Below are 26,757 nucleotides of genomic sequence, written 5' to 3'. Positions count from 1 at the left end.
TCCTTTTTGTTTGCTGATTTCAAATCTGCGCTTACTGAAGGACGCTCCTCAGTGATTCTAAATGTGGTCGTGGTTTACGATAAGACCGAACCCTAGTTGACCAACTCATCGGTTAGGAGAGGTAGGTCAATTATTTGTGCTTGCTCAGCAATCTCTAGAAGAGTCCTAACAAGTTCAATATAGGGTAAATTGCTCAGATTAATATTGTTCGCTCTTACCGCCGCTAACATTTCATTCCTTTTGATAGCGAATGGCGCGATATCCTGTTGCTTGGCAGAGCTATATGCGGATTTCAACATCGGAGCTTTCAACGAACCTGCGCTAACGCCGAAATAGCTTTGAGCGGCCTCCGCTAGTCCAATATATCTAGCCGGATCACGACGCTTGCCAAAGTAGCCAACCGGCCATTTCGAAACGTCGTCTATTTTTATGCTCGATCCAATTAAACACTGATCTGCACCAAGGCTTGTGAAAATGGGTATATAGCAATCAGCTCCTCGCTCTTGTGATCTCCTATGTGCCCGATCGTTGATCAAGAAATACGATTTACGCTGCTCTGCAAGCTCACATTTTGCTTCAAATGATTTGACCTTGCCATTCACCTCGCCAACAAAATCTGCCTCATTTACCGGCCTGTTTAGGTCGAGAGCGTTGTGGCGTATGTTGGTTACATTCTTTGATTCCAGGTACTGGAGGCATACCAATTCCCCTAAAGCACCTTGGAGGTCGTTCTGTACGTTACCTGCTTCCTTGCTGTCTCGGTCGTTTGCTCGGAATGGATCGTTGACAGCAACACGTAATGCTCCGAGTACCGCGGCAGCTAACCATGTATCAAGCTTTAGAAACAGTCTCGTAGAATTAGGTTTAGGCAAAGAAATTACTCCCTCATCTTTAGCTAGAGTAAGACTGCCAAAGGTCCATCCCTTCCTGGCTGACGCCAATTTGCTCAAGCCTAGCACCAATCTCCCTGTATGCTTGACCAACGACGGCTGGGCCATCCTCTGAAGCTAATCCAATACACATGTTGGAAAACTCTAGCCAAGATAAAAACACAGTCATCCTGCATCCCAGGTCTCTTGCCGTGTTAACTTCTCGCTCAAAATCAAACTGTTTCTGATTTTTGCTGACAGCGAGGAATAAAACGTTGGTAAGTCCTCTTTCAAGAACTTTCTCCGTACTGGAAAGAAGCTCTGGACCGCTTACAGGCTTGTCTTTAACTTCAATCGAGGTGTGCACTTGGGATCTATCCGCATCTTTAAACACTGTTATGTCCAGTGGAAAGCGCCTGTCGGGATCGTTGATATGGCCGGCCTCAATTTGAGATGGTCCAAAGATTGCCGACAGAAGCCCTGCGGCGGCTGCTTGTGCACGTCTCCCATCCTCACTTTTACTTTTAACAAAGTCGTCGATGGCCTTTGCAAGAGACTTGGTTACGAGGTGGTCACCGGCATTTTCTCCAACTTTGAAGCTGGAGTTAAAGTTTTTTGCCCGGGATGCGATGAACCCTCGCAGCGCTAGCTTGGCTTCTTCAATTGTGTTTATTTCAGCGAGTTGATGTAGCGACGAGAAGAGGTATTCCTTACCTTTCTTGTTTCGCACATTCTCGATAGCATCGATTCTCGAGCGCCCAACGAAAGGAGTGTTGTTGAGCGGGTTAGCGCCATTGGCACCTATATCTATTCCTAGATACGCCCTTTCTTTTGCCCATACGCCATCGGCTAGTGACCTTGCAGAATAGGCATTCTCGCTACCCTCTCTGTCCAGCAAGGAAAAAGTATCGACCTGAGTATTAACACATTTTGCGAGGATCGCTGTGCCAAGGGCAGCAATAAAGGTGGAGCTTTTACCCCTGGGGCAAAGAGCACTTAATTGGTCAGTAATTTCTTTCCATTTCCGAGAAGTAGGATTGTTGGCGTACTCTTTTGCGTTTTTGTGTTCATCATAAAGGGCTTCTTTAGCCCTACTGTGATCAATCTTTATCGCCATTTGGGGTCTCAGTGGTATCGTCGTTGTAATACTCAAGAAGTTCACCTAGTTCGCACTTGAGTACATTGCATAAGGAATCAATAGTAGAAAGCGTAGTGTTGTAGTCGTGCCTTGATCCGAGAGCCTCGATTGTCGCTCGAGACACTCCAGCGTCCGTAGCAAGCTGCGCATAGGTTATTGTTTTTCCGGTTCTCTTTGTGTAAAGAGCCATTGCATGTCGAAGTCGGATTTTTATCACTTGTACTCTCAATACAATATGTGTAAGGTGTGCACTGGGGATTTTTTCGAGCTTGGTCGATGCCCATGCAAACTCTTGAAAATTACAGGTTAGGTCTTAAATGCGCAAGGTTGTGAGTCTGTATACAGGTGCTGGAGGGCTAGATCTGGGTCTCGAAGCTGCAGGTTTCCAAACAGCAGTCGCCGTTGAAATGGACAAGTGGGCATGTAGGACTATTCGCGCCAACCGGGATTGGCCGCTATTCGAGGATGATATTCACAACGTTAGTTCCGAGGAGCTGATTGCTGCTGGCGGGTTTGAAAACGATACCCCCGACCTGTTGATTGGTGGGCCACCGTGCCAACCTTTTTCAAAATCTGCGTATTGGTCCCAAGGTGATACGAAAAGGCTGGACGATCCGAGGGCTGACACTCTTTCTGCCTACCTTAGAGTTTTAAGAGATCTTCGTCCGAAGGCTTTTCTTTTAGAAAACGTCCAGGGCATGACTTTCAAGGGGAAAGATGAAGGCCTCCAGCTTTTGAAAAATATAATCAACAAGATTAACCAGGAGACTGGTTCCAATTATTCCTTTACTTGGCGAGTTCTAAATGCCGCAGACTACGGTGTTCCGCAAATGAGGGAGCGAGTTTATTTGATTGGTGCCCGCTCTGGACAAGAGTTCGTTTTCCCTTCCGCGACACATACATCGCCTGCATCATCTCAAGATGATCTGTTTATCGACACGCCGTGGAATACGGCATGGGACGCAATAGGTGATTTAGAAAACTCTGAGGAGTCGAAGGACCCTAGATTGGCAGTTGGAGGGAAATGGGGCGAATTACTGCCTTCGATCCCGGAGGGTAAAAATTACCTTCATCACACCGATCGAGGAGATGGCCTGCCGCTTTTTGGATGGAGAACCCGTTATTGGGGCTTTTTATTAAAACTCGCAAAGAATCATCCCTCTTGGACGATACAGGCTCAACCAGGGTCTTCGATTGGACCGTTTCATTGGAAGAGCCGAAAATTGTCTATGCGTGAACTTTGTCGATTACAAACTTTTCCAGACGACTATGTGATAGAAGGCGGCCGATCTGAGATGCAGCGTCAGCTAGGAAATGCGGTCGCCAGCTTGATGGGGGAGATTCTCGGCAAAAACATCAGAGATCAATTCTTTAACGATCGAGTTGATCTTTACACTCACAAGTTGATGCCTAGCAAGCGCTCGGATGTTCCGCCTCAAGAGCCCTTGTCTCCTGTTGCTAATCAGTATTTAAGCTTGGCGGGTGAGCACGCAGCTCATCCGGGAACGGGGAAGGGGCCGGTAGCGTTGAAACGTAAGGCTATGTCGGATGTTTAAAAGCCGATGCCCGTAAGCCGTGAGGGTATGGGCTCAATAATAGCTTCTTCCCTAAGGATTTATAACGTTACCGAGCACTGTAGTGAACTGCTTTCGACGAACTATTGCCGGCAAGAGGGCTACCGACGACTCACAGGCCTAGCTGGCCGTTGAACATTATTAAGCTGAAAACGGTTAAGCTAGAGGGGAGCAGGTCAGTACGACATTGCGTTGCTTGGGTCAGACGTGAAACCTAAGGTACTGTGACATGGGCGGGCGAGATCAAAGGCTGAGCGCGTTTGATCGTAGTAGAGGAGGCGCTCTCAATGGGAGCATAGGCGCTGGCCCCATAAAGCGAGCTATCTTGAAGAAGGAATAAGGATGTCCCCGAAACCAATGCCGCGAGACTCTCGTTCTCAAGAGATTGGAAGAAACGCAGCAACGGCCTTGTCAGTTCAAAAGCCAAGTAATTGGATTCCAGACGAAACTGATGGTGACTTAGATTACGGAATCGACTACTCGGTAAATCTCAAGAATGACAATGATGAAATTATCGGCAATTTTCCTTTGCAGCTAAAGGGCACAACCGATCCGAAGTATTCAATCGACCGCACTCAAATTTCATTCTCATTCAATATCAGCACCTTGAATCTCTATGAAAACTTACTGGGTTTCATCGTAGTTGCAGTTGTTGACCTCTCTCAGCATGAGCCTGAGCCATGGAAGTGCCCCATTTATTACAGGATCTTAGACGAAGAATTTTTTGATGAGCTTGGGGATCTGCCGGATGGCCAAAAGACAAAAACGATTAATATTGACTGCGCGTCTCAGCTTAATAAAGGCCTTGATCTTGTTGGTTATTATGAGGGTAAAGTTGAAAAGAAAACCCAATTTTCACTACTAAGTCGTGCGCTTAAAAGAAGGTCTAGCTCTCCTCATAAAGACCTCTCGGTTATCACAGATAGACTTACCTCTCAACCAGCCTTTTATGATGCTATCCATGATGAACAAGACGTTCCCTGGATAACCAATAGCGCATCGATACCCGCCGGCAAGCTTCAGGAGTCATGGGCATTAATAGAAGTCAATAGGCTTAAGTTTGCCCAAGAAAAGTTAAACTGCATATCTGTTGATACTATCGAAAATGATCATGAGAAAGCAGAGTTGGCTTTTCAAAAGTCGAAAATACTTGAGCTTCGGAGTTTGTTTCTTGAAGCTATGAACAGCGCCGAGGAAGCGTTTGAACTTTCTAAAAAGGATCGTTACAAGAAGCACCTCTATCAACTTAAGATATCATGCTTAAGTGACAATCTGTCTGAAATCGATGCAGCTTTTTTTGACGGCTTAGACGAAGAAGACTACTTCGAGTGCGTGACAAAGTCGAAAATTTTGGTTTTAAGAAAAAAGCCTGAAGACGCGTTAGCCCTCATCAGAGAAAAGCACCCCGAAAAAATCCTCGGCCGGTTTTTGATTGCCGCAGCGGCGGGGGACCAGCAAGAGATCGAAGAAATTCTGAATAATCACGAAATAGATGAGCTAGATAATGAAAGAGATCAGCTGTTATGGCTCGTCTTAGCATCAAGAGCTTACTACTTTAAAGCAATAGGAAGAGAAGAGGGCAAACACTCAGATTCGATTATTCCTCTTTGGGGCCGGGAGGGGTTCGATACTGAACTGCTAAAGGCTAGCTATAGCGCGGCAGAGAATGCCTGGATTCTATGCGAGCGACTCGGGTATCCGAATAGCCTAATTTTGCTATTAGACATTTCAGCCTCACTTTACACGCTTTTTAACGCAACAGAAGATTTAATTTTGAGGCTGGAAAATATACATGATGAAAGACCTCAAAATCGTGAGTTGTCGCGCACTTTGGCAAAGCTTTATTTCAATGAAGAGAGATTTGAAGATTGCATTTCTTTGGTAAGATCATTTTCGGATCAAAAGAATGATGAAGATTTGCCCTTAGAAATATTGGCTTATTATCACCTCCCTGACTACGAAGAAGTAGTTAAGCTAGCAAGGGAGAATATCGATTTACTTAGCATTGAGGGTCTCTACCAAGGGGATGTAGCTTTGTGTGTGGCTATACAAGCCGCTTCCGAAACAGTTGATAATAGAAGTTACCGATTATTCCGAGATTCGCTTGAAAAGCTTCCAAACGGTCCTGCCTTACTGGCCTTAATTCAGTTTATGTTAGATGGTCAGAATAAGCCCGAAGATCGTGAACGTTTGGCAAACCAACTGTACGACGAATATGTGAGGTTGGATAGGCCCGTAGTCATTGCGACCCAGCTATTTCGGTTCTTTGATGGTAAAACTCAAGATGGTTCACGAAAAGTAATCGAGCTGGCTGAGAAGATACTTGAGTCCTCTGACTTGAGTCCGGGTGAGTATCTACACCTCTGTCAAGCCTACATCACAAACCGTCAGTGGCAAAACGTAATCGAAATTGCAGACCGAATTCAAGGCCGAAATTTTGAATCGGTAGAATGGACGATAGTGAAGTCTATGGCATTGGAGCAATCTGGGAGAGTGGCCGACGCCTTGGATGTTCTTGAGGAATACGTCGCGCATAGACAGTATTCAGATGGATATCTTGAACACTTCGTCGGCCTCTCTTTACGATTAGGTTTTTTAGATAAGGCTGAGCAAAACCTACGCAAGCTCCTTGGCATGAATCTGAAAAGGCAGAATAAACTGTCGGTATTTCAGGCCCTTATCTATATATACTCCGCTGATCCTGACTCTCAGGAAACTCTTTCTGACTTTGTGGAGAAATTCGGCAATTTAGTCGATCGGGAGAGTGAAGAAGAAGAGGGGCAATACTTAGTCTTTTGCTTAACGTTATCCCCAATCTTTCTAGCACGTTATGAGGAAAAGCGTGCAGAAGTCCAACGACGCCTTAAAGACTACACGGAGAAATTTCCCCAATCTCGTCTTTTAAAAAGTACTCAGTTTGATGAGGATGCGTCTCCAGAGAAGCAAATCGCTCAAATTAGGCAGATGCTTGGTTTTTCGGAAGAAAATCGGGTTCGCCTCCAAAGAAACAGAAACCTCATTCGTCGCAGGGCGCTTCCAATACCATTCTGTGAACTGCATAACGCACTAGAAAATCTGCCAGACATCTTCGCTTCATGGGTTTATGCAAAGAACACAGATGAAACTCAGCGTGAGTACAAAGTTGCCCATAGTGCGTCCACCTCATTCAAAATGAACATCGACTCGTTGAAGTCAAAAAAGCTCTTTGTTGATGAGACTGCAATCCTTCTCCTTCACGATATCGGGGCATTGTCGGTTGTGCTCGATTTTTTCGATAGCGTTCTCGTTCGGAAAACCTTTTACTCAAAGCTGTCAGAAGCCGCGCATCCATCCATGGGAAGCGTAGTTTCTCGCATTCCTCGGGAAATCTTGAAGATTCTCCAATCGCAAATGGGAAAAATAACGCTTGTTGGAGGTCCGGCTGAGAATTCAATGCATGACTATAAAAATATAGTTAGGCAGTTCAATCCAGTTTTTATTACTGATGACCAGGCTTTGTGTCATATTTTAAGTTCTATATCGACTGATTTTGAAGCATACAACTCTATATCGCTACTGGAATGTATGGATAGTTTGAAAAGAATTTCGGATGAAGAGTTTTGCCTTTATGTTTGCAAAATAGGATCTAGTGGTATAGAGCTTCCGTCTATGAGCGTAGAGTTATTGGCGAGAATCTATAGTGCGGTGAGGTATGAAAAGGAAATTTTCAAGGAATTCAGGGTTCTGTTCAGGTCAGTCTTTCCGTCTTTTCGCTCTCATGAAGATTCTGAAGATGTTTTCGTCCGATTTTTCTTTCAGTATTTCAGGCTCCGCAACGAACCCGACAACGCTTCGTCAATTAACCAGTTGATTAGAATATATGAGATATCCCACCCTAGAATGCGCCCCGTTATTTTGAGGGCAAATTTGTTCGTGTATTTGTGCCTTCATACTGAGCCGGTTGTCGATTTTGAACTCCTTGGTGTGAGTGGTGCGCACAAAAGGTATTGGGATATATTCGAATATTGCGTAAAGGAGAATGCGCAAAAAGATTTGTCTATTAAGTTGCTTTTTTCTTATGTGCTAGAGGTTGCATTTACTTTAGATGATGAGCAAAGGCGCACTTTGTTCGAAAGGATAAAGCATTGCTTTGTCGAAGGTGCTGATGAACAGCAAAAATTTTCCGAAATGTTTACGCGAATGGAGATGGCAAGAGCCGAAAAAGACTAGCTTGGCTAAGAGCTTGAGGTGAATTCTTTTAGTCTTAAGATTTTACATCAAGTGAGGTACATATTATGTAAGCTGTACATTGATCTACATAGACTGTAAAAATATAATATAGCTATTTGCTTTTGTTTTCAATAATCTTTTGGTTTCAAATGATGGACTTGAATTGGTCTAAGATTACCAGGGTGGGGAGGAATTCAGGTTGGTGACGTCCTTGTCTTTATGTCCTTTCTCTTTTTGCTTTCAATAATTTTATTTTGCCATATTTTTTTAAATAAATAAATGGTGATTAAATAACTTTAATAATTAAATAATAAAAGATATAGGTGGTAAATTAATTTCCTTTTTAAGTTGTCTATAAATAAATTGATAGTTAGGAAAGAAGTTTAAAATATTCTAAATCAAGAAGTAGTTTTAATGCAGTCTAACCCATTTCAGAACAGCTATAATAGGTTTATAGGATTAACCATACCCTCGCCATAGGCTTCAATGAAAATCAATTTTAGGTAAATAAATTGGTCCTTCTCGATCATTTAAATAATCAGAGTTCGATGTTCAGACGCTATTTCCTCCAAAGCTACGCTGAATTCGTGGATCCTCCCTCTGCCGACTAACCAAACTCACTTTAAACAAGACAGTCGTGGAAGTCCCTCTGCGTCAGGTAAGGCTTTCTTCAAGTTGATCATCGTAGGCGCTCAACAAAGCCATTGGTTATACTCAGGAATAACGAACCACAGGGGAAAGGCCATGAATGCTTCGACTCAGCAATCTAACCGTGATGCTGCGCTCCACATACTTTCATTATGGGGGCTCGATTCACATCAAAAGGACCAATTGTTGAGTGATTACGACAATGTCTTAGCAGTGCTCTCAATTCATGATTCTCTTGTCAGAATCTTCGACTTCGACGAGGAGCGAGCCTGCCAGTGGCCGACAAAAAAAAATAAACAGTTTTCTGGAGCGACCGCTGTTGAAGTTATGTTAGGTGGTGATTGTGAGCGGGTCCGGAGCTATTTGCGTTATCACGTCTTTAACGCATGAGTATGAGGTGTCGATTAAGTGGATAGTGATCAAGGTCGGAATATGATTAAGAGGCGACTGAAGCGGAAGCTTCCTGGTGAAAAACTGACGCTTGATGAGATCCGTGAACTCAAAAAGATTGAAGCTGAGAGCGTAAACGATCGCATCAAACGCGGGATTAGGTATGAGGACGAGTCTCAGGTCTGGTGGCAGTTATGGTCCGAAGGACGATTTTTACCTAAAAACCGTAAACTGCCCTCCATACGATATTTGACAGGACTCACAGCCCTCAATCTTACGATGGAAGGTCGTAATGCACCTGGCTGGCACAGCACCTACCTCAGCAACCGGGCAAGTTAGGAATGGTCAGGGGACTTGATCCATGATACGACACCTATTCTTGGTTACCGAGGGATCTACAATGCGACAGAAGAGTTACGACGTCACGTAAGTGACTTGTCAACTGTCATTCTCGCGGCGTCGTATGAACGTGCGGTATTCGATTTACTATATCACTACGCGGTTGAGTGTGAACCGGTGCCGAACATCCAAGCGAAAGATATCGATCATGAGGTTGATTTTAGTTTGGTGCGACTATGGATCAACGAGAGCGACATCAATAGCGAGAGGCTTAAGACAAGGATGCTTTCATGGTTACAGGAGTAGGGAGGAAGGGTTTCTTAGAGCGCCCCGCGGTGGGGCTATGCATAATTTTTTTGAACATTGCGCATATTTGAAACAAAGACCATGATTTTGTGCCGAATTCTTTACGCACTGTAGCTATGTGGGTGCAGCCTTCGACTGCACCCCTTAACATTCAACCATACTGAAAAGGTGTCAGTGTCCGGGGGGAACTTGGAGACTCGAACAGTTAATGGAGCGCAATAATTCTATGTCTGTTTTCTTCATTTGTGCGATTCTTTGGTGTTCATCGAAGTCATTAATATTAATGAAATAGTATCCGTGGTATGGCATCGAGCGGGAAATGTTCCGCCCATTATTTGGTTCGTAGGCTGCGATAAAAACCGATTTCGAATTAATCGTTTGGGATTTCTTGGCTTCGTTGATTTCGCCGAGAAATCTTCTTGCTTTTGAGTCAAGCCGCCCGTCAAAGAAACGAATAGGAATTAGTGTGAAGTCGCAAAAATTTGATGCAAGGACAATATTTTCAGATTCTGCAAACCGTCTTAGTCCGATGCCTAGGAGATAGTTATGGTTGGGATTTGAGCATAGCTCAAGGCAGATAGTACGATTGCCAGCATACCATGGGGCGTTTCTAAATCTATCCGGCTGTCTTCCAATTCGTGTTTCTGCAAGTTCCTCAAAATCAGTACCGATGCGATTCGGCTCGCGCTCGAAATCATCAAGCATCGCATTTATCTCGTGGGGAGCCAGGCCTCTTAGATCTATTTTTTTGAGTTCTTTGTCGTAGGCAATGAAGTCGATCCACTTTTTCTCGAATCTATCGAGGCAGCTTATTACGGCTGCTTGAAGGGTGGTTTCACCGCAACCCCCAGTGCTTCTGAGTACACTTATGATCATTTTATCCCCTTACAGGATGTTGAATTGAGCGTCAGATATGATCCTAGTACTCAAGATCGACTACTTTCAATATGTTTCAGGTGTACATGAAATTTACAATAAGAGGTTTTATTTGGATAAAATGTCAAAAAATTATAAACGTCAAAATTAAAGTTCTGATGTTTCGGAGATTTTGGGTAAATTGCACATTAATAAGAAAGGGTTTTAATTGTATATTTATAATATTAAAATTTTGTAATGCAAAAAGCCAGTGGCAAGCATCTGGCTTTCTTTCGGTGAAGTGGGTAAATTTCGTAGTTTGATACTAAGTGATTATTAACAGCCGCTATTCAGACGATTCAACATAGCTGATCTCTGAAATATCGATCTTCTGATCACTCAGTCTTCTCAAGAGGCAAGCCGTCTGCTGAAGAACTTCCTGAGCATGGTGGTTCTGGTTTCTTATTTCGTCTTCGCTTGTATTAACTCTCAACTCTAGTGACTCAATTTGTTCGTTGAGTGATATATTCCGATCTTGTAGTTGGTTGTGTATCGCTATTAGTTCACGGTTTTCATTGGTAAGATTATCTATTTCCTCTTGAAGTTTATTTGTGGTATTTACAAGATGGCTATTATTATCAGTCAGCCGTTGATTGTTTTCTTTTAATTCCGAAATACTCTTTTCGAGTTCCTCATTTTTTTGCGCCTTTACTCTAAGTTCAGCCTTAATTGTAGAGTTCTCGGCTGACAGCTGACCCAAGTCGTTTTCCAGTCGCTCTCGAGCAACATTTATCGCGCTCTGCCAAAAATTATCGATTGGATTTTTAAGCGATTTTGGAACATCAGAAAAAGCAGGATTGTCATAATTTCCATCAAGTCTTTCTCGCCAGGATGTGAGGTACTTTGATATCGTACTATTAGAACCTCTATCTCCAAGAGTTTTTCTGATACTCGAATGGGTGGGGAATCGACCTTCTTTTAGTATTTCAAAACATGCGACATGTACTTCTTGTTCAGTTATAAACATTATTTTACCTTTTTGAGTTTGTTTAATATTAACTGCCTCTCTTATTACAATAGGAACTCAAAAATCTGTATGCAAGTCAAAAGTAGATTTAAAATTCTTATTTTTTAGTACAGTTTGTGTAGTGTGAAATACGCTTTACGTACCGTGTAATACAGTTCATAGAAGATATGGTGGGATATAAGGGCGTGCATCAAAATTCTTGCTGGTATTAATCAATTACTAAAATTAAAAGCTCTGTAACCAAGCAGGGTTGTGTTGACAGATCTTGTTTATTCAACTATAAATATTGAGTGTGTCAATGCTATTTTATTCGTTATTTGCATTCACTTTGTAAAACGTGAATAAAGCCCGTAGGTATGCGGTTCGTTGAGGTTTGCGGCTGTCGCCGTATCGAGGGTTCGAATCCCTCCCTCTCCGCCAATATAAAACCCCAGCAGAAATGCTGGGGTTTTTTATTGGCTGATTGGCAGGGTAGAAAGAACCCTCGCGGGTTCGACCTAGGATTTCCGCCAAACCAACAACCGATTATTAGCCGGCATCCCGAAATCCTCTTCAAGGGCCAGCCCGGTTTCTGAACCGAGTGCCTCGAGATCCTCAATATCCCGAATCCCCATATGTGCTGCCTGAGTTCTCAGTGACAGGTCAAACCGCACATTGCTCTCACTGGTGTGCCGGCCACCGTAGCTGAAAGGCCCATACAGACAGAAAATTGCGCCTTTGGGCAAGACTTCAGCCAACCCACGAAACATCGCCTGGACCTCTTCCCAGGCCATGATATGAGCGGTGTTGGCGGAAAACGCGCCGTCGATGGCCGGCAGACCGGACCAGTTTCCGTCCAGTACGTTCAACGCAATCGGCGAGTTGATATTGCCAAGGTCTGAGTCGTCGATCCACGCTCGACAGAGCTGGGCATTCTGAGGGTGATCCGTGGGCTGCCAAACCAGATGAGGCAAATGACTCGCGAAGTGCACTGCGTGCTGACCAGTGCCGGAGCCAATTTCCAGAATCGTGCCCGGTTCGATGAAAAGCTCGGTGAGTCTTTCCAGAATCGGCGCTTTATTGTTTTCGCAGGCTTGCGAAAACGGCTTGTTTTTCTGCATGTTCTGGCCCGAATCCATTAGCGCACTCTGAAATCGCTGAATTCACCGGTCGGGATTTCCGGAGTCAGGTCAATGGAGTCCACCCTGGCATCGGGTGGCCCGTCTGCGCACCAGGTTTTCAGCTCGTCCAATCGGTCTTCAGGACCTTCGGCCACCACTTCAACCCGGCCGTCAGGCAGGTTGCGGGCGTAACCGGTCAGCCCCAGGGAGGATGCTTTCTTCTCAGTAGAGGCGCGATAGTAAACCCCCTGTACCCGACCGGATATGAGAAGTTGCCAGCGTTTGGTCTGCATGGTTTGCCCCCGGGAGTTCTGTCGTGTCAGGCTTTGCTTCAATCTACCGGTTCGGGCAGTATAACTTCAAGGAGCGCGGGAACCGATGGCCGATACTTACCTGAAACACAACGCCACTGGCTATGCCGATGGGCTCCTTTGCGAGGCGGAGGGGCTGGAGCACCTTGCCGCTGCACTGAAGGAGGCGGGCGTTACCGGTATTGGTGTCCCGGACGTCTTCCGGGTGGATGAAAACGAACTGGAATTGACCGCGATTCAGGCTTCCGGTGGGTCCGATCGGGCCAGGGAAGCGCTCGGTGAGGGGCTGGCCCGACTGCACCGGTTGTCGCAGGCCGCCTATGGCTGGGGCCGGGACAACTATATTGGCCTGTCACCGCAACCCAATCGCTGGTGTGACCGTTGGGGTGAGTTCTTTGTTTGTGATCGCCTCGGCTACCAGGTTTCCCGAGTGCGTGATGCCGGCCAACGGGCCCGTTTCCAGGAGATCCTGGATCAACACAGCCAGGTGCTCATTGAATGGCTGAACGTCCACTGTGACCACCCAAGCCTGCTTCATGGCGACCTCTGGAATGGCAATGTCCTGTTCGATTCGAACAAGCCCTGGCTGATCGACCCGGCGGTCTACTGCGGTGATCGCGAAGCGGATATCGCCATGACGGAAATGTTTGGCGGCTTCGGCGAGGCGTTCTACCGGGCCTACGACCAGCACTATCCGCGTTCAGCGGTGTATGGCGTCAAGCGGGACATCTATAACCTCTATCACTACCTGAACCACTACAACCTGTTCGGCGGTGGCTACCTGGATGGATGCCAGTGCGGTTTTGCCGCAATCGAGACTGTCGGGCGCGGCGAATTCTAGATCAACCCGGCACTGCGCAGAACGAAAACACCCAGAGTCACGGTCACGCTCGCCAGAAGGGTCGTCAGGGCGATGATGTTGGCGGCCAGCCGATCATTGCCACCGAGAGCCTTTACCATCACAAAACTTGCCGCAGCCGTGGGGCTGGCGAAAAACAGGAACATCAGGCCAAGCTCCGGGCCGCGGAAGCCCACTAGCCAGGCTGCTGCGGTGCATAGGGTGGGCAGTGTGACCATTTTCATCAGGCTGGAGCTGAACGCCGTTTTACTGTCGTTCCGGATAGCACTCAGGGAAACAGTCGCACCGATGCACAGCAAGGCCAGGGGCAGGGTGAGGGAGGCAAAATAGTCGCCGCTGGTCATCACCCAGCCTGGCAATGTGATATCCAGTGCGGCAAAGGGGATCGCCACGAACACCGCCAGGATAAGCGGGTTGCGCACAATATCGTGAAAAATCTTACGCCAGTCCGTGGTCTGGCCTGGCTGATAGGCCACCAGCACAATGACCGACAGGATGTTGTAGGAGATGATCACAAGCCCAAGCAGAATCCCCCCGGCGGACAGGCCGAAGTCCCCGTACAGGTTTGCCGCAAGGGCGAGGCCAACAATGCCGCAGTTGCCCCGGAATGCGCCCTGGACATAGACGCCCCGGTCTTCCCGGGCCACTCGCCAACGGGCCCAGAACCAGGCGATGCCAAAACTCGCCAGGGTCGCGCCCAGGTAAAACCCCAGAAGCCGGGGATTGAAGGCGGTGTCGAGGTCGGCCCGGATGATACTGAGAAACACGAGGGTCGGCAGGGTGGCTTTAAACACCAGGGCCGAAGCGGTGTTCACAAAGGCATTGTCAATCCAGCCAATCCGACGGAGCCCCAGGCCGATAAAGACCATGGCAAATACCGGCAGCGTTGTCTCCATTGTTTGCAGGAACAGATCAATCAGAGTCATCACGGCCGGCCATCGGATAGAGGAGTGTGAAACGCTTCCGGAGGAATTATAAGCGGGTAGAAAGCTAGGATGCTATGGGAATGCCACCAAGGTCTGGGCCGGGAACCGGGTCAGTTCGGAGAATCAGGGCCCCGAAAGGGGCCCCGAGCGGTTTCAGCCTTTCAGTTGGTCACCAACCGGCAACCGTCTGATGCGTTTGCCGGTTGCGGCATAGATTGCATTACACAGCGCTGGCGCGACCGGCGGCAGGCCGGGCTCACCAACACCCCCCATGGGCTCATCCGGGTTGTCGACCAGATGAACCCGCAGGGTTCTAGGGGCATCCGGCATGCGCGGGATCAGGAACTTGTCGAAGTTGCCCTGCTGCGCCACGCCGTCTTCAAAGGTCACCTCGCTCTGTAGCGCAATGCCAATACCCATCACACAGGCCCCTTCCAGTTGGGACCGGATGCGCTCCGGATTGGCCTGTTTGCCGCAGTCGAAGGCAATGTCGGCCCGATGGATGGTGAGCTCTCCCTGATCATCCACCTCCACATCAAACACAATTGCCGTGTAGGAGACGAAGCTGTGATGGAAGGCCAGGCCAAGCCCGCGCCCCTTGCTCTTCGACTTGCCCCAGCCGGCCTCTTGGGTGGCCCGCTCAATCACCTTCCGCATACGGCCGATGTCGATTGGATAGAGGTCCGGGTCCTCGCCGTAGTTCCACCCGTCGCCGACCGTCAGGTTGTGGATCTCGCGATCCGGGCCAAGCAGCTCCAGAGCGTAATCCCGGTGGTCCTTGCCCGCTGCCACAGCCAGCTCATGGGCAAAACTCTGGATCGCCCAGGCGTGGGGCAAATTGTAGACAGCACGGAACCAGCCAATGCGAACGTGGGCGGGTGCCGGTGGATTCTCGAGCCGCAGGGCCGGCACCGAGAAAGGCATGGTATTGAAGCCCATACCCAGTTCGAATTCCCCTTTGTGTTTCGGGTCGGGCGCAAACAGCGAGCCGATGCTGGGTGACAGGGTCCGGTGGAGCCAGCCAGTCGCCTTGCCGTCGTCATCCAGCCCCGCCTCCAGATAGTCGACCGACACCGCGTGGAAGTAGGCGTGGTGAATGTCGTCTTCCCGAGACCACTGCAACCTGACCGGTCGACCTTTGAACGCTTCGGCGATACTGGCCGCCTCGATGGCAAAATCCGGTTTCGACTTGCGTCCGAAACCGCCACCCAGCAGCGTCACGTGAACGGTGACGTTCTCGGTATCCATGCCGAGCCGTTTGGCGACGGTATCCCGGGTTGCCTGGGGATTCTGCACCGGTGCCCAGACTTCCGCCTTGCCGTCCTTGATGCGCACCGTGGCAACAGGAGGTTCCATGGGCGCCTGGGCCATGTGTGGCATGTAATAGGTGGCCGATACCCGTTTGCCGGCGTTCTCCAGGGCCGTATCCAGGTCGCCATGCTGGCGGACCACCTTGCCCGGTTGCTGCGCCGCTTTCTCCAGCGATTCCCGGTAGGCGTCTGAGGTATAGCCGGCATTGTCACCGGCGGGCTCGAGATCCCAGTCAATCTCCAGTGCCTTTCGGCCTTCCATCGCCGCCCAGGTGTTGGAGGCCACCACTGCAACGCCTCCCAGTGGGCTGAAGCCTGCCGGTTGGCCGGTACCCTCAACCTTGAGGACTTTCTCCACGCCGGGCACCTTCAGGGCCTCGGTATCGTCAAAACTGGCAACGTTTGCTCCGTAAACGGGAGGGCGGGCGATAACGGCGTAGAGCAGGTTATCGAAAGGCACATCTGCTCCGAATACCGCCTTGCCGGTGACAATATCTTCACCGTCAATGGCTTTGGGGTAGGCCGATTTCAGCTCCCCGTTAATCAGGCCGGTTTCCTTGCCGATAAACCGGAGCTCGTCGTCGCGCTTCAGTACCAGGGCGTTGCGATCGGGAACATCGAGTTCCCGGGCTTTGCCCGCCAGTTCGCCAAAGCCCAGTTCCTTGCCCGAGGGTTTGTGAACGATGGTATGCACGCCGGCCTGAACCTCGGTGACAGGCACATTCCACTCACTGGCGGCTGCCTGCTCGAGCATCTGTCTGGCAGCGGCCGCAGCCCGGCGCATGGGCTGGTACCAGTGGCGCATGCTGCGGGAACCGTCGGTATTCTGGTTGCCGTATTTGCTGTGGTCGCCCTCGGCCTGTTCCACTTTTACCCGGTCCCAGTCAGCGCCAAGCTCATCGGCTCCGACCATCACCAGGCTGGTGCGGATGCCCTGGCCCATTTCAGCGCGGTTGTTCACGATGGTTACGATGCCATCGGCATCGATGTGGATAAACACGTTGGGGTCGTCAACCCAGCCCCCGGGCATGGCACCGGCGCCAAATTGCGCCTTTTCACTGGCCAGCGGCATATCCCACCGGGCTGCAAGCACCAGTGCAGAGCCACCGGCCAGGCCCATCAGGAATCGGCGACGGCTGACATTGGCGATCAGAAGTTTGTCGTCGCTGCTCATGCTTCGCCCTCCTGGCTTGACGCCCGCTCGATGGCTGCAAGGATTCGGTTGTAGGTGCCACAGCGACAGAGATTCCCGGCCATGGCATCAATAATCTCGCTGGATTCGGGTTTCGGAGTCTTCTTAAGCAGGGCGGTGGCGTTCATGATCTGGCCACCCTGGCAATAACCACATTGGGCAACCCCGAGATCTAGCCAGGCTTGCTGGACCTTGCTGCCAACCGGGTCATCGGCCATGGCTTCAATGGTGGTGATCTCGCCGCTGGCGGCCGAGACGGGTGTTACACAGGAGCGCACGGCCTTTCCGTCGAGGTGCACCGTGCAGGCGCCGCACTGGGACATACCGCAGCCGAATTTGGTGCCTTTCAAACCAAGCACATCGCGGATTACCCAGAGCAGGGGCATATTGTCCGGAACGTCAAGCTCGTGTTGCTCGCCGTTGATGGTGAGGGTAGCCATAGGATCCTCTTTTTTGAGCGTGTCTTACGTTTCCTTCACTGTAGCTGTACGGCGCAGGATGGCAAAAAGAGCAATCTGGATGAAAGGTAATAAAATCCCTTGCGTGCACGCCTCGGGCCTGGGCTATAGTAGGCCCCGGAAACATGAGAAGAAGAGGATAAGGATGGACGCCGTTAATCCCACGCCTGAACAACTACAGAAAGTCCTGGCAGATACTCCCAAGGACCAGCCTGTGGTCATGCTGAACCTGCTGCGCTTCCGTGATCGGGCCAATTACAAGGAAGAGGCTCCCGAGCGGTCGGGCCGCGAGGCGTACAAGCTTTACATGGAAGAGGCCGCCGCCTGTGTCAGATCGGTGGGTGCCGAGGTTATCTGGTCCGGCCGCAGCGTCGGTTCGCTGATTGCGCCCCCGGATGAATCCTGGGATCAGGTGCTTCTGGTTCGCTACCCGTCAATCGATGCCTTCATGGCCATGATCGAAAGCCCCGAATACAAAGGTGTGGTCAAACACCGGACCGCTGCACTACAGGATTCCCGGCTGGTGGCCAATCTGGAAAACCGGATGTAGTCAGATCCCGGCCTGCTGGATGGCCATGTAGCTGATGGTTCCAGCAGCGATGGAGAGCAGGGCATTACCGCGCCACAGGTGAATAATGACCACCAGGGCCCCGGGCAACAGTGCGTCGAACCCCAGCCATGAACCCGACCAGTCCGCCGAGCGCTGCAGAAACACCGTGGCCAGCAAGGCCATGACCGCGGCAGGCAGGTAGCGTCCGAGGTGGCGAACCAGCGGGTGTTCGGTGTGGCGCTCGAAAAACAGGAACGGAATCACCCGGGTGGCAAAGGTAGCGATCGCTGCTACCGCAATGAACGCGGCCAGATAGCTCGAATCACCCATGGCTTTTTTCCTCCTGTGCCGCCTGAGCGCGAATCTTCCGGTATTCCAGCAAGAGCACCGCCGTTACCAGGGCTATGGCGCCAATCAACTGGTGAGCTGGCGGCAGTAACAGAATGGCGACACCCGCTGCCGCCGCGCCAAGCCAGATCGGGAAGCCCTCGCCAAGGGCTTTGTACTGTTCCAGAGTCAGCACAATAAACAGGGCCACCAGCGCGAACTCAATGCCGGTGCTGTCGAAGGCCACGTTGTCGCCAAGGAGTGCACCGATGGCGCATCCGGCCACCCAATAACACTGATTGAAGCCGGTGATCCTGAAATCCACTTCCTGTTCGTGAGCCCGGTCACTCCCGCGTGGGCGGCTGGTGAGCAGGGAATAGGTTTCATCCGTCAAACCGAAAATCAGATACAGCTTTCGCCAGCCGGCGCCTTTGAACTGGCCAAGCAGTGAAAGTCCATAGAAGAGATGCCGTGCATTCAGCACAAACATCGCGATGAATACCTCCAGAAGGCCGGCGTTAACCGCCAGAAGGCTCACTGCCAGAATCTGTCCTGCTCCGGCGTAGATCAGAATCCCCATCAGCGGCGCCGCCCACCAGGCATAGTCAAGCTGCGTTGTGAACAGCACGCCAAAGGCCATGCCCAGCGGAAGGTAGCCGAACAGAATGGGCAAAGTGAGTCTGAAAACGGACTGGTTCATTAGCATCCAAACGGTCAGAAAGCGGCGATCATAGAGAATTGGCCGGTTTTTTTGAAGTGGTTAACAGCTTGCACGGTCACTGGAGATGAAAAACTGACGCAGTAAGCGCAATAAAAGTGTCACAAAAACGGCATACCATCCGCGGCATAACCCGCTTTTGGAGTTGTCATGTTCGGCACAGTAAGAACCCGGATCCTGTTTTTCGCCTTTCTCTCGGTCTTTGCCCTGACCGGGCTCGCCGCTCTTTCCTGGAGCATCATCCTGAAAGCGGAAGACGCTTCAGAGACCCTGATCCGGACCAACCTCAACGAAGCCTGGCTGCTGGCCGATCTGGAGCAGGATCATCGCCATCTCCAGGATCTCGCCTACAAGATCAAGGCCCAGCTCATGTTGTGGGATGAAATCGAGACCGAGTTTGGCCGTCTGGAAGCGTCGCTGCCCCGGCACTGGGAAAAACTGGAAGAAGACAGCGGCCTCGGCAACTGGGCGGCAGAACACCGTGAGGATTTTGAACGGGTAACGGCCCTGATGGCCCGGATGAGTGAAGGGATCGCTGAAAAAAGCTATTACCGTGTTGGCCAGGTAGTGGACTTCAACCTGTTTCCGGCCATGGAACCGATGCTCGGGGCAATCGCCGAGCGCCAGCTTCAGAGCAGGGAGTCTGTGTCGGTCGGCGCAGATAAATTGCTGTCGTTTCTGGCTGGCCAGCAAAACTTTCTGGTCGCCGGCTCTGTCTCCTTCCTGCTTGTTGTGGTGGCGATGACCTGGTGGCTGAGGCAATCCGTGATTCTTCGGTTACAGGGCATGGAAAATGACCTCGTGGCCATGGAGAAAAACGCCGACCTCACGAGGGTGCCGGTCCTGAAGGGGCGGGATGAGGTGGCCGGTGTAGCGACAGCGCTCGGCGGCCTGGTTTCACGTTTCGAGCATTTCATCGGCGATATCCGCACCGCCGCTGGCGGTCTGGATGAACGTTCCAGCGCCCTGGATACTGGGGCCGAGTCGCTTCAGGCGGCCTCGGAGCAGACCAGGAAGCAGATCGATGACGTCAGCCAGTCCATGGCGGCCATTGCCGATCAGACGACGGCTATCGAGCGGGCCACGGACGAATCCGCCGCTACCGTAAAAACGGCTGTTGCGGCCAATGAGGAAGTCCAGCACCGGCTGACCACCAGTGAAGCCGCGGCCGAGCACACGGTGGATGTCATATCCCGGGTTTCCGGCTCGATTCATGCGTTGAATGAGTCGACGGGCAAAATCGAGCAGGTGATCGGCGTGATTGCCGATATTGCCGAGCAGACCAACCTGCTTGCCCTGAACGCCGCCATTGAAGCAGCCCGTGCTGGCGAACACGGTCGGGGGTTTGCGGTGGTTGCCGATGAGGTGCGGACCCTGTCACGCCGCACGTCTGATTCCACGCGGAACATATCGGAGTGGGTACAGGATCTGGTGTCCGGCGTCAGCAGCGTCGACGCGCTTCTGGAGGAAATGCGTGACGCGGGGAGCAGTAACCGTGAGCATCTGGCGGCACTCAAGGAGCACCTGGAGTCCCTGAAGGGCCGGTTCGTTGAACTGGAGAACCACAGCACTGAAATTAGCTCGGCTGTGGCGCTTCAGCGTGATGAGATCGGACGGGTGGGCCGGCGGTCCGGGGCGCTGGATGAAAGCGCCGATTTCCTGATCCAGAGTGTCGAGCAGACCCGGACCATCAGCGAGGCCCTCAGGCAGGAATCCGTATCGATGCGACAATTGATCGCACGCTTCAGGACCGCTGAAGAAGCCATCTGACCGCTTCTCCATACGCCCGGAGTGCGTCCGGGCTTCTACCTCGCCGCCATTATCCTTACCATGGAGGTTACACAGGAGGTAGTATGACAGACAGTACCGAACGCCAGCCCGAGCAAGACCCCAGACAGGAAAAGTTCATTGTTGACACCGAGTTGCTGACGGAAGATCAGCTCCAGGGTCTGGTGGAGGAATACTGCACCCGTTACCACGGACTGAATGACACCGAAAACCCGATGGATGAGCGGAGCAGGGTGCTGTCTGCCGTACGCCGGGGCGATCTGGTGGTCTGGTTTGATCCTGTCGAGAACACCGCAGGCCTGGGTGTGCCGGCTTAGGCGTCAGGTCTGTCACTGTATTTGTCTTTGCACCTACCCGGGGCCGGAACTAAACGTTACAATCGCGCTGTTTTCCCGAAAGCCGTGTGCGAGGTGAATTTTGATCAGGGTACTGGTTGTAGATGACCATGAGCTGGTGAGGTCCGGTATCACCCGGATGCTGGCTGACAACCCGGACATTGAAGTCATCGGGCAGGCGTCATCCGGTGAGGATGCCATCGATTTTGTCCGCCAGCAGCGGCCGGACATTGTCCTTATGGATATCCGCATGCCGGGCATCGGGGGCCTTGAGGCAACCCGTCGTATCCTCCGCATTGATGATTCCATTCGGGTGATTGTGGTAACCGCCTGCGCGGACGATCCCTATCCGACCCGCGTCATGCAAAGCGGAGCCACCGCGTATATCACCAAAGGCGCTGATATCAAAGAGATGGTCCGCGCCATCCGCATGGCCCACACCGGCCAGCGTTACATCAGCCCGGAAATTGCCCAGAAAATGGCCCTCAAGCAGCTTGGCGGCGGTGATCGCGATGAAGACGGCGAACTTTCGATGTTCGACCGGCTTTCCGAACGGGAAATGCAGATAGCCATGATGGTGGTGGACTGCCAGAAGGTACAGGACATCTCGGACAAGCTGTGCCTGAGCCCGAAAACGGTGAATAGCTACCGCTACCGGATCTTCGAGAAACTGGAAATCTCCAGTGATGTTGAATTGGCCCTGATGGCAGTGCGGCTCGGGTTGCTTGATGCCGACAAGGTCTGACCCTGAAAGCACCCACATCGGGGAGTTTGACAGCAAGAACTTCCTGAAACAGTTGACCGAGCGACCCGGCGTCTACCGAATGTACGACGAAGGTGGCTCGGTGCTTTACGTTGGCAAGGCCCGCAACCTGAAAAAACGGGTGGGCAGCTACTTCCGCAAGACCGGCCTGGCACCGAAAACGGAAGCCCTGGTCAGCAAGATTGCCTCAATCGAGGTGACCATCACCGGCAGTGAGACCGAAGCGCTGCTGCTTGAACAGAACCTGATCAAATCGCTGCGGCCGCCCTATAACATCCTGCTCCGTGACGATAAATCCTATCCCTATATCTATCTGTCCTCCCACAGCGATTACCCCTCGCTGACGTTTCGTCGTGGGCGCACCAAAAAGGGTGGTGGTACCTGGTTCGGGCCCTTTCCGAGCTCTGGAGCGGTCAAGGAAAGCCTTAATATTCTACAGAAGGTCTTCCGCATAAGATCCTGTAGTGAAAACTATTTCAGAAATCGAACCCGGCCTTGCCTGCAATACCAGATCAACCGCTGTACTGCGCCCTGCGTGGGCTATGTTACGCCCGAGGAATACCAGGAGGACATCCGCCACGCCACCATGTTCCTGGAAGGCAAGAACCCCGCCATCATCCATGATCTGATGAATGCCATGGAGGCGGCCTCGAAGAACCTGGAGTTTGAAAAGGCAGCGGCCTACCGGGACCAGATCAACCACCTGCGCCATGTTCAGGAGCAGCAGTCGGTGGACGGCGAGGGCGGCGACGCCGATGTGATTGCCATTGCCCAGGATGCCGGCGTCGTCTGCATCGTGGTGATCATCGTGCGCGGCGGCCGCGTGCTCGGCACCAAGGACTATTTCCCCCGCTACTCCATTGAACAGACCGAGGGCGAACTGCTCAGTGCCTTCCTTGGCCAGTATTATTTCGGGGGCAACACCCGCCGGGAAATTCCGCGGGATATTCTGGTGCCGGTTGAGGTGGAGGGGCAGGAACTGTTGGCCCAGGCGCTCACTGAATCGGCGAACCGGGAAACCCGAATTCGCGGCAACGTCCGGGGTGAGCGGCGCCGTTGGCTGGAACTGGCCATGACCAACGCCCGCCAGACCCTGCTCACGCACCTGGCCAGCAAGGAGACTGTGTACCGGCGCCTGCTGGCCCTGAGAGACCTGCTGGAGCTGGCGGAAACGCCGTCACGGATGGAGTGTTTCGATATCAGCCACAGCCACGGGGAAAATACCGTCGCATCCTGTGTGGTTTTCGATGAGAATGGCCCCCTGAAAAGCGATTACCGGCTGTACAATATCGAAGGTGTTACCGGCGGTGATGATTACGCCGCCATGCGTCAGGTGCTGTCCCGCCGGTATAAGCGGATGGTGGCCGGGGAGGGCAAACGACCGGATCTGGTCTTCATAGACGGTGGTAAGGGGCAGTTGAACATTGCCCGGGAAGTGTTTGATGAGCTTGAAATTTCCGATATTCCGCTGATTGGTGTTGCCAAGGGCGTGACCCGTCGGGCAGGCATGGAACAGCTCATTGACGCCATGACCGGCGACGTATTCCGGGTACCGGCAGATTCGCCGGCGCTGCACCTGATCCAGCATATACGGGATGAGTCCCATCGGTTTGCGATCACCGGGCACCGGGCCCGCCGGGACAAAAAACGCCGACAGTCTACACTGGAAGGCATTGAGGGCGTGGGGCCAAAGAGGCGTCGCGACCTGATCCGATATTTTGGCGGCATACAGGAACTCCGCAAGGCCGGGGTTGATGAGATGGCCAAAGTGCAGGGCATCAGCAAATCACTGGCCGAAACCATATACGCAGCATTGCACGACGAGTAAGGACAGCATGAATCTACCAAATATCCTCACCCTCTCCCGCATCATCATGATTCCGGTGTTTGTGGTGATCTTTTATCTTCCGGTGGGGTGGAGCTACCTCGTGAGTGCGGCTATTTTCGGGTTGGCGGCGGCAACCGACTGGCTGGATGGCTATCTGGCCCGGAAGCTGGACCAGAGCACTCCGTTTGGTGCCTTCCTGGACCCGGTCGCTGACAAGCTGATGGTGGCTGTCGCACTGGCCGTGTTGATCGAAGAGCACTCGGCGATTCTGCTCACGATTCCGGCCACCGTCATCATTGGCCGTGAAATCGTCATTTCCGCCCTGCGGGAATGGATGGCAGAAATTGGCAGCCGCGCCAGCGTCGCGGTGTCCTACATCGGCAAGATCAAGACCACGGCGCAGATGTGCGCCATTGTCGGCCTTCTGGCGTTTCCTCCAGGCGTTCTCTGGGCCAACGTTGCCCTGGCGCTGCTCTACATTGCGGCCATTCTCACGCTCTGGTCCATGGGCCTGTATCTCAGGGCTGCCTGGGCGGATCTGTTTCCGGAGAAAGCAGCAGGCGAGACGGATAATCACACGTCCTAGCCCATTCAATCACCCTGGCGGCAAGATCGCCGCCAGCGGCTCCGAAGGCGTCAACAATCTCGTCAATTGAGCTGCCCGAGGCGGGCTCCACGACCCGGACCGTGTCGTTGCAGAGGCTGGCCCTCGAACGGTTGTGGATCATCTGCAGATGCACTTCGATCACGACTTCCGGCCCGGATTCCGGGCTTTCTGCATGAAACCCCGACAGTTCGGTCGCCAGGGTAAGGTCCGCCCGGGCCGGGTTGGTGTCGGTAATAACGCCGGTGTAAAGGTCACTCTGGCGAATGGCTCCCACGAGTGCATCCCGGACAACCACCGGCACCGTGTCACGCCAACGCACACCCTCGTAGGCCCTGAACTCCCGGGGCGACGGTTTTGCCAGAATCAGCGATCCGTTGAGAGGCTCTGAGGCGAGCGGTGTATCGACCCGCAACGAGGCCGGAATTCGTTGCGCTGACTGCCGCGGTACTTCCGGCATGGCCATCTCCATGAATCTGGGTGGCTCCGGATTGGGAAACACAGTGCAACCCGCAGCAAGGGCAATCAAACCGAAACAGGATGCGTTAAACACGGCCCTGAGCATCACTGAGTCACCTCCTTCATGGTTTCACTCCCGAAAAGCGTGCCCCTCGGATCCTGCTCCAATCGGTGGGTAAACTGGTTCAGGCTGCGCAGGGTAGCCCTGAGTTCCCTTAGCGCCGGCTCCAGTTCGCCCATACCCTGAAGCCCGGCATCCACCGCGCCCTGATTGTTGCGGGTCAGCTCATCGATCCGGGCCATGGTGGTGTAGATAACGCCCAGGGCTCGATCCATGGACTCCAGAACTTGCTGGCCATCGTTTTGCAACAGCTCATTGGCGTTGTCGGAGACCCGGGATACCTTGATCGCCGCTTCCTCGGCCCGGATTGCCGCGGCATCGAAGCGTTCAAGCAGGGCGGTGAGTTGCTCCCGCCGGGAGAGCATGGCATCGGTCGCTTCACGGGTGTTCTGCAGAATGGCGGCGGTGTTCTCAATGTTACTGCTGGATAACAGCTCCGTCACGCTGGTGAGCAGTTGGTCCGCTTTGGTCAGTAGCTGCTCGCCATTGGCGACGAAATTATTGAACGCTGAAGGCTCGGCAACAATGACCGGCGGATTATCAGGATCGCCCCGTAACTCCGGCTGGTCGGGACTACCACCGCTAAACTGAACGCTCATGCTTCCGGTAATGTTGGCGAGCACCAGACCGGCACGGGTGTTCTCGCGAATCGGAACCGACTGGTCAACACGAACCAGCACCCGCACATGGCCAGGATTGTCCGGGTCCAGCCTCAGTTCCACCACGTCGCCAATCTGAACACCGCTGTAGAGCACCGGATTGCCCTCGGAAAGGCCGCCAACCGCATGATCGAATACAACTTCATAGTAGCCCCATTCGCGATCAGCAGAGGATTTCGCCAGCCAGAGAGCAAAGATCAGGGCGGCCGCAAAGGCCAGGATGGTAAACAGGCCAATGATCAGGTGGTGGGCCCTTGGCTCCATGGTAACTACTCCTGCTCCGATTGTGTCGAATGGTCCCTGAATGCGTAATTCGCTGCCCGACCGCGGGGGCCGTTAAAGTAGTCCTGGATCCATTCATCCTCCGTGGCCGCAACCTTCTCCAGCGTATCAGCTACCAGCACCCGGCGCTGTGACAGTACCGCAACCCTGTCACAGGTTGAGTACAGGGTGTCCAGGTCGTGAGTGACCAGAAACACGGTCAGCCCAAGGGCATCCCGGAGTGTCACGATCAGCCGGTCGAACGCAGCCGCCCCGATGGGGTCCAGACCGGCCGTGGGCTCATCCAGAAACAGGATTTCCGGATCAAGTGCCAGGGCCCGGGCCAGGCTCGCCCGTTTCACCATGCCACCAGAAAGCTCGGAGGGGTAGCGTACCGCCGCATCGGGGGGTAAACCGGTCAGCGACAGCTTCATGCGGGCCAGTTGCTCCGCCTCGGCGCGCTTCAGGCCTGCATGTTCAATCAGGGGAACGGCGATGTTTTCCTGCAGGTTCAGGGAGGTAAACAGGGCGCCGCCCTGGAACAGAACCCCGAAGCGTTGCTCAATCCGGGACCGGGCACGTGCCGGAAGCTGGATCAGATCCTCGCCGAATACCCGGATATGGCCCGAGGCCGGAGTGTTGAGCCCGACGATACTGCGCAACAGCACCGTTTTGCCCGTGCCCGACCCCCCGACCACGCCCAGGATTTCACCCCGGAGCAGGTCCAGATCCAGATCCTGGTGGACCACCTGGGCGCCAAACCGGTTGCACAGGTCCCGCACCGCAATCACTGGCTCTTTGTTCGCTCGAGGTCTCGGGGATGCCGCCATAAC

General features: G+C 52.3%; 25 protein-coding genes. 10 read left to right on the top strand and 15 right to left on the bottom strand.

Going from position 1 to position 26,757, the window contains the following annotated elements; all coding sequences use genetic code 11:
* Positions 1 to 92 precede the first annotated feature (92 nt).
* From ACESMK_RS04605 to ACESMK_RS04595, 3 genes are read right to left on the bottom strand one after another with little or no spacing between them, the layout of a single operon-like run.
* Entirely contained in the window at positions 93 to 872 is a 780-nt protein-coding gene (locus ACESMK_RS04605) for a hypothetical protein (protein ID WP_372995734.1), read from the bottom strand.
* 19 nt (positions 873 to 891) lie between these two features.
* A complete protein-coding gene (locus ACESMK_RS04600) occupies positions 892 to 2,022 on the bottom strand; it encodes a restriction endonuclease, SacI family (RefSeq protein ID WP_372995732.1) in 1,131 nt (376 codons plus the stop codon).
* Entirely contained in the window at positions 1,970 to 2,197 is a 228-nt protein-coding gene (locus ACESMK_RS04595) for a helix-turn-helix domain-containing protein (protein ID WP_372995730.1), read from the bottom strand. Before ACESMK_RS04595 ends, ACESMK_RS04600 begins: the two co-directional genes overlap by 53 nt.
* Positions 2,198 to 2,324: 127 nt before the next feature.
* Here ACESMK_RS04595 and ACESMK_RS04590 point away from each other — a divergent pair, with 127 nt between their 5' ends.
* The 3 genes from ACESMK_RS04590 (at position 2,325) to ACESMK_RS04580 (ending at position 8,828) form a co-directional block, all read left to right on the top strand.
* Positions 2,325 to 3,563, top strand: coding sequence for a DNA cytosine methyltransferase (locus tag ACESMK_RS04590; RefSeq protein ID WP_372995728.1), 1,239 nt, complete (start codon positions 2,325 to 2,327; stop codon positions 3,561 to 3,563).
* Between the two features lie 360 nt (positions 3,564 to 3,923).
* Positions 3,924 to 7,790 (top strand): DUF4365 domain-containing protein, encoded by a 3,867-nt coding sequence (locus ACESMK_RS04585; protein ID WP_372995726.1) that lies wholly within the window; start codon positions 3,924 to 3,926, stop codon positions 7,788 to 7,790.
* Positions 7,791 to 8,534: 744 nt separating this feature from the next.
* The gene (locus ACESMK_RS04580) at positions 8,535 to 8,828 is read left to right on the top strand and encodes a hypothetical protein (protein ID WP_372995724.1); all 294 of its coding nucleotides are present in this window, start codon (positions 8,535 to 8,537) and stop codon (positions 8,826 to 8,828) included.
* Between the two features lie 816 nt (positions 8,829 to 9,644).
* On the opposite strand, the gene ACESMK_RS04575 is transcribed toward ACESMK_RS04580, so the two are convergent.
* The 4 genes from ACESMK_RS04575 to ACESMK_RS04560 all read right to left on the bottom strand — a co-directional run bounded on the left by ACESMK_RS04575 (position 9,645) and on the right by ACESMK_RS04560 (position 12,748).
* The gene (locus tag ACESMK_RS04575) at positions 9,645 to 10,349 is read right to left on the bottom strand and encodes a hypothetical protein (RefSeq protein WP_372995722.1); all 705 of its coding nucleotides are present in this window, start codon (positions 10,347 to 10,349) and stop codon (positions 9,645 to 9,647) included.
* A gap of 325 nt (positions 10,350 to 10,674) precedes the next feature.
* Positions 10,675 to 11,355: a DNA-binding protein gene (locus tag ACESMK_RS04570; RefSeq protein WP_372995720.1), complete on the bottom strand. Its 681-nt coding sequence runs from the start codon at positions 11,353 to 11,355 to the stop codon at positions 10,675 to 10,677.
* A 497-nt stretch (positions 11,356 to 11,852) separates the two neighbouring features.
* Complete coding sequence (locus ACESMK_RS04565; protein WP_372995718.1) at positions 11,853 to 12,473, bottom strand: DUF938 domain-containing protein; 621 nt, start codon at positions 12,471 to 12,473, stop codon at positions 11,853 to 11,855.
* Positions 12,473 to 12,748, bottom strand: coding sequence for an acylphosphatase (locus ACESMK_RS04560; RefSeq protein ID WP_372995716.1), 276 nt, complete (start codon positions 12,746 to 12,748; stop codon positions 12,473 to 12,475). Before ACESMK_RS04560 ends, ACESMK_RS04565 begins: the two co-directional genes overlap by 1 nt.
* Before the next feature lie 85 nt (positions 12,749 to 12,833).
* Between ACESMK_RS04560 and ACESMK_RS04555 the strand changes: the two genes are divergently transcribed.
* On the top strand, positions 12,834 to 13,607 hold the full coding sequence (locus ACESMK_RS04555; protein ID WP_372995714.1) for a fructosamine kinase family protein: 774 nt from the start codon (positions 12,834 to 12,836) through the stop codon (positions 13,605 to 13,607).
* Here the strand turns inward: ACESMK_RS04555 and ACESMK_RS04550 are convergent.
* The 3 genes from ACESMK_RS04550 to ACESMK_RS04540 all read right to left on the bottom strand — a co-directional run bounded on the left by ACESMK_RS04550 (position 13,604) and on the right by ACESMK_RS04540 (position 17,493).
* Positions 13,604 to 14,551: an AEC family transporter gene (locus ACESMK_RS04550; protein WP_372995712.1), complete on the bottom strand. Its 948-nt coding sequence runs from the start codon at positions 14,549 to 14,551 to the stop codon at positions 13,604 to 13,606. The two genes, ACESMK_RS04555 and ACESMK_RS04550, sit on opposite strands and share 4 nt — an antisense overlap.
* Positions 14,552 to 14,704: 153 nt before the next feature.
* Complete coding sequence (locus ACESMK_RS04545; RefSeq protein WP_372995710.1) at positions 14,705 to 17,035, bottom strand: xanthine dehydrogenase family protein molybdopterin-binding subunit; 2,331 nt, start codon at positions 17,033 to 17,035, stop codon at positions 14,705 to 14,707.
* A complete protein-coding gene (locus tag ACESMK_RS04540) occupies positions 17,032 to 17,493 on the bottom strand; it encodes a (2Fe-2S)-binding protein (RefSeq protein ID WP_372995708.1) in 462 nt (153 codons plus the stop codon). Before ACESMK_RS04540 ends, ACESMK_RS04545 begins: the two co-directional genes overlap by 4 nt.
* A gap of 163 nt (positions 17,494 to 17,656) precedes the next feature.
* On the opposite strand from ACESMK_RS04540, the gene ACESMK_RS04535 reads away from it, so the two are divergent.
* Positions 17,657 to 18,061: a DUF1330 domain-containing protein gene (locus ACESMK_RS04535; RefSeq protein WP_372995706.1), complete on the top strand. Its 405-nt coding sequence runs from the start codon at positions 17,657 to 17,659 to the stop codon at positions 18,059 to 18,061.
* Here ACESMK_RS04535 and ACESMK_RS04530 read toward each other — a convergent pair whose 3' ends face one another.
* Positions 18,062 to 18,391 (bottom strand): branched-chain amino acid transporter permease, encoded by a 330-nt coding sequence (locus ACESMK_RS04530; protein WP_372995704.1) that lies wholly within the window; start codon positions 18,389 to 18,391, stop codon positions 18,062 to 18,064.
* Positions 18,384 to 19,088 carry an AzlC family ABC transporter permease gene (locus ACESMK_RS04525; protein WP_372995702.1) on the bottom strand — a complete coding sequence of 235 codons (705 nt, stop codon included), beginning with the start codon at positions 19,086 to 19,088 and terminating at the stop codon, positions 18,384 to 18,386. The genes ACESMK_RS04530 and ACESMK_RS04525 overlap by 8 nt, the downstream gene beginning before the upstream one ends.
* Before the next feature lie 168 nt (positions 19,089 to 19,256).
* Between ACESMK_RS04525 and ACESMK_RS04520 the strand changes: the two genes are divergently transcribed.
* The 5 genes from ACESMK_RS04520 to pgsA all read left to right on the top strand — a co-directional run bounded on the left by ACESMK_RS04520 (position 19,257) and on the right by pgsA (position 24,406).
* Complete coding sequence (locus ACESMK_RS04520) at positions 19,257 to 20,876, top strand: methyl-accepting chemotaxis protein (RefSeq protein WP_372995700.1); 1,620 nt, start codon at positions 19,257 to 19,259, stop codon at positions 20,874 to 20,876.
* 83 nt (positions 20,877 to 20,959) lie between these two features.
* Positions 20,960 to 21,211: a hypothetical protein gene (locus tag ACESMK_RS04515; RefSeq protein WP_372995698.1), complete on the top strand. Its 252-nt coding sequence runs from the start codon at positions 20,960 to 20,962 to the stop codon at positions 21,209 to 21,211.
* 100 nt (positions 21,212 to 21,311) lie between these two features.
* Entirely contained in the window at positions 21,312 to 21,974 is a 663-nt protein-coding gene (uvrY, locus tag ACESMK_RS04510; RefSeq protein WP_092032593.1) for a UvrY/SirA/GacA family response regulator transcription factor, read from the top strand.
* Positions 21,958 to 23,820 carry an excinuclease ABC subunit UvrC gene (uvrC, locus tag ACESMK_RS04505; protein WP_372995696.1) on the top strand — a complete coding sequence of 621 codons (1,863 nt, stop codon included), beginning with the start codon at positions 21,958 to 21,960 and terminating at the stop codon, positions 23,818 to 23,820. Before uvrY ends, uvrC begins: the two co-directional genes overlap by 17 nt.
* Positions 23,821 to 23,827: 7 nt before the next feature.
* Positions 23,828 to 24,406: a CDP-diacylglycerol--glycerol-3-phosphate 3-phosphatidyltransferase gene (gene pgsA, locus ACESMK_RS04500; RefSeq protein WP_372995694.1), complete on the top strand. Its 579-nt coding sequence runs from the start codon at positions 23,828 to 23,830 to the stop codon at positions 24,404 to 24,406.
* Here the strand turns inward: pgsA and ACESMK_RS04495 are convergent.
* From ACESMK_RS04495 to ACESMK_RS04485, 3 genes are read right to left on the bottom strand one after another with little or no spacing between them, the layout of a single operon-like run.
* Positions 24,339 to 24,989, bottom strand: coding sequence for an ABC-type transport auxiliary lipoprotein family protein (locus ACESMK_RS04495; RefSeq protein ID WP_372996058.1), 651 nt, complete (start codon positions 24,987 to 24,989; stop codon positions 24,339 to 24,341). The two genes, pgsA and ACESMK_RS04495, sit on opposite strands and share 68 nt — an antisense overlap.
* Positions 24,989 to 25,927: an MlaD family protein gene (locus tag ACESMK_RS04490; RefSeq protein ID WP_372995692.1), complete on the bottom strand. Its 939-nt coding sequence runs from the start codon at positions 25,925 to 25,927 to the stop codon at positions 24,989 to 24,991. The genes ACESMK_RS04495 and ACESMK_RS04490 overlap by 1 nt, the downstream gene beginning before the upstream one ends.
* Before the next feature lie 5 nt (positions 25,928 to 25,932).
* On the bottom strand, positions 25,933 to 26,754 hold the full coding sequence (locus ACESMK_RS04485; protein ID WP_372996057.1) for an ABC transporter ATP-binding protein: 822 nt from the start codon (positions 26,752 to 26,754) through the stop codon (positions 25,933 to 25,935).
* Positions 26,755 to 26,757 lie beyond the last annotated feature (3 nt).

The organism is Marinobacter sp. (genome assembly GCF_041687235.1).
Taxonomy (GTDB): domain Bacteria; phylum Pseudomonadota; class Gammaproteobacteria; order Pseudomonadales; family Oleiphilaceae; genus Marinobacter.
This window is presented reverse-complemented; position numbering and strand designations above follow the sequence as displayed.

What these genes read in the sequence shown, in the direction of transcription:
- ACESMK_RS04595 (WP_372995730.1), bottom strand. Translation starts at nt 2,197, where the DNA reads ATGGCTCTTTACACAAAGAGAACCGGAAAAACAATAACCTATGCGCAG.
- ACESMK_RS04590 (WP_372995728.1), top strand. Translation starts at nt 2,325, where the DNA reads ATGCGCAAGGTTGTGAGTCTGTATACAGGTGCTGGAGGGCTAGATCTG.
- ACESMK_RS04585 (WP_372995726.1), top strand. Translation starts at nt 3,924, where the DNA reads ATGTCCCCGAAACCAATGCCGCGAGACTCTCGTTCTCAAGAGATTGGA.
- ACESMK_RS04580 (WP_372995724.1), top strand. Translation starts at nt 8,535, where the DNA reads ATGAATGCTTCGACTCAGCAATCTAACCGTGATGCTGCGCTCCACATA.
- ACESMK_RS04575 (WP_372995722.1), bottom strand. Translation starts at nt 10,349, where the DNA reads ATGATCATAAGTGTACTCAGAAGCACTGGGGGTTGCGGTGAAACCACC.
- ACESMK_RS04570 (WP_372995720.1), bottom strand. Translation starts at nt 11,355, where the DNA reads ATGTTTATAACTGAACAAGAAGTACATGTCGCATGTTTTGAAATACTA.
- ACESMK_RS04565 (WP_372995718.1), bottom strand. Translation starts at nt 12,473, where the DNA reads ATGGATTCGGGCCAGAACATGCAGAAAAACAAGCCGTTTTCGCAAGCC.
- ACESMK_RS04560 (WP_372995716.1), bottom strand. Translation starts at nt 12,748, where the DNA reads ATGCAGACCAAACGCTGGCAACTTCTCATATCCGGTCGGGTACAGGGG.
- ACESMK_RS04555 (WP_372995714.1), top strand. Translation starts at nt 12,834, where the DNA reads ATGGCCGATACTTACCTGAAACACAACGCCACTGGCTATGCCGATGGG.
- ACESMK_RS04550 (WP_372995712.1), bottom strand. Translation starts at nt 14,551, where the DNA reads ATGACTCTGATTGATCTGTTCCTGCAAACAATGGAGACAACGCTGCCG.
- ACESMK_RS04545 (WP_372995710.1), bottom strand. Translation starts at nt 17,035, where the DNA reads ATGAGCAGCGACGACAAACTTCTGATCGCCAATGTCAGCCGTCGCCGA.
- ACESMK_RS04540 (WP_372995708.1), bottom strand. Translation starts at nt 17,493, where the DNA reads ATGGCTACCCTCACCATCAACGGCGAGCAACACGAGCTTGACGTTCCG.
- ACESMK_RS04535 (WP_372995706.1), top strand. Translation starts at nt 17,657, where the DNA reads ATGGACGCCGTTAATCCCACGCCTGAACAACTACAGAAAGTCCTGGCA.
- ACESMK_RS04530 (WP_372995704.1), bottom strand. Translation starts at nt 18,391, where the DNA reads ATGGGTGATTCGAGCTATCTGGCCGCGTTCATTGCGGTAGCAGCGATC.
- ACESMK_RS04525 (WP_372995702.1), bottom strand. Translation starts at nt 19,088, where the DNA reads ATGAACCAGTCCGTTTTCAGACTCACTTTGCCCATTCTGTTCGGCTAC.
- ACESMK_RS04520 (WP_372995700.1), top strand. Translation starts at nt 19,257, where the DNA reads ATGTTCGGCACAGTAAGAACCCGGATCCTGTTTTTCGCCTTTCTCTCG.
- ACESMK_RS04515 (WP_372995698.1), top strand. Translation starts at nt 20,960, where the DNA reads ATGACAGACAGTACCGAACGCCAGCCCGAGCAAGACCCCAGACAGGAA.
- uvrC (WP_372995696.1), top strand. Translation starts at nt 21,958, where the DNA reads ATGCCGACAAGGTCTGACCCTGAAAGCACCCACATCGGGGAGTTTGAC.
- pgsA (WP_372995694.1), top strand. Translation starts at nt 23,828, where the DNA reads ATGAATCTACCAAATATCCTCACCCTCTCCCGCATCATCATGATTCCG.
- ACESMK_RS04495 (WP_372996058.1), bottom strand. Translation starts at nt 24,989, where the DNA reads ATGCTCAGGGCCGTGTTTAACGCATCCTGTTTCGGTTTGATTGCCCTT.
- ACESMK_RS04490 (WP_372995692.1), bottom strand. Translation starts at nt 25,927, where the DNA reads ATGGAGCCAAGGGCCCACCACCTGATCATTGGCCTGTTTACCATCCTG.
- ACESMK_RS04485 (WP_372996057.1), bottom strand. Translation starts at nt 26,754, where the DNA reads ATGGCGGCATCCCCGAGACCTCGAGCGAACAAAGAGCCAGTGATTGCG.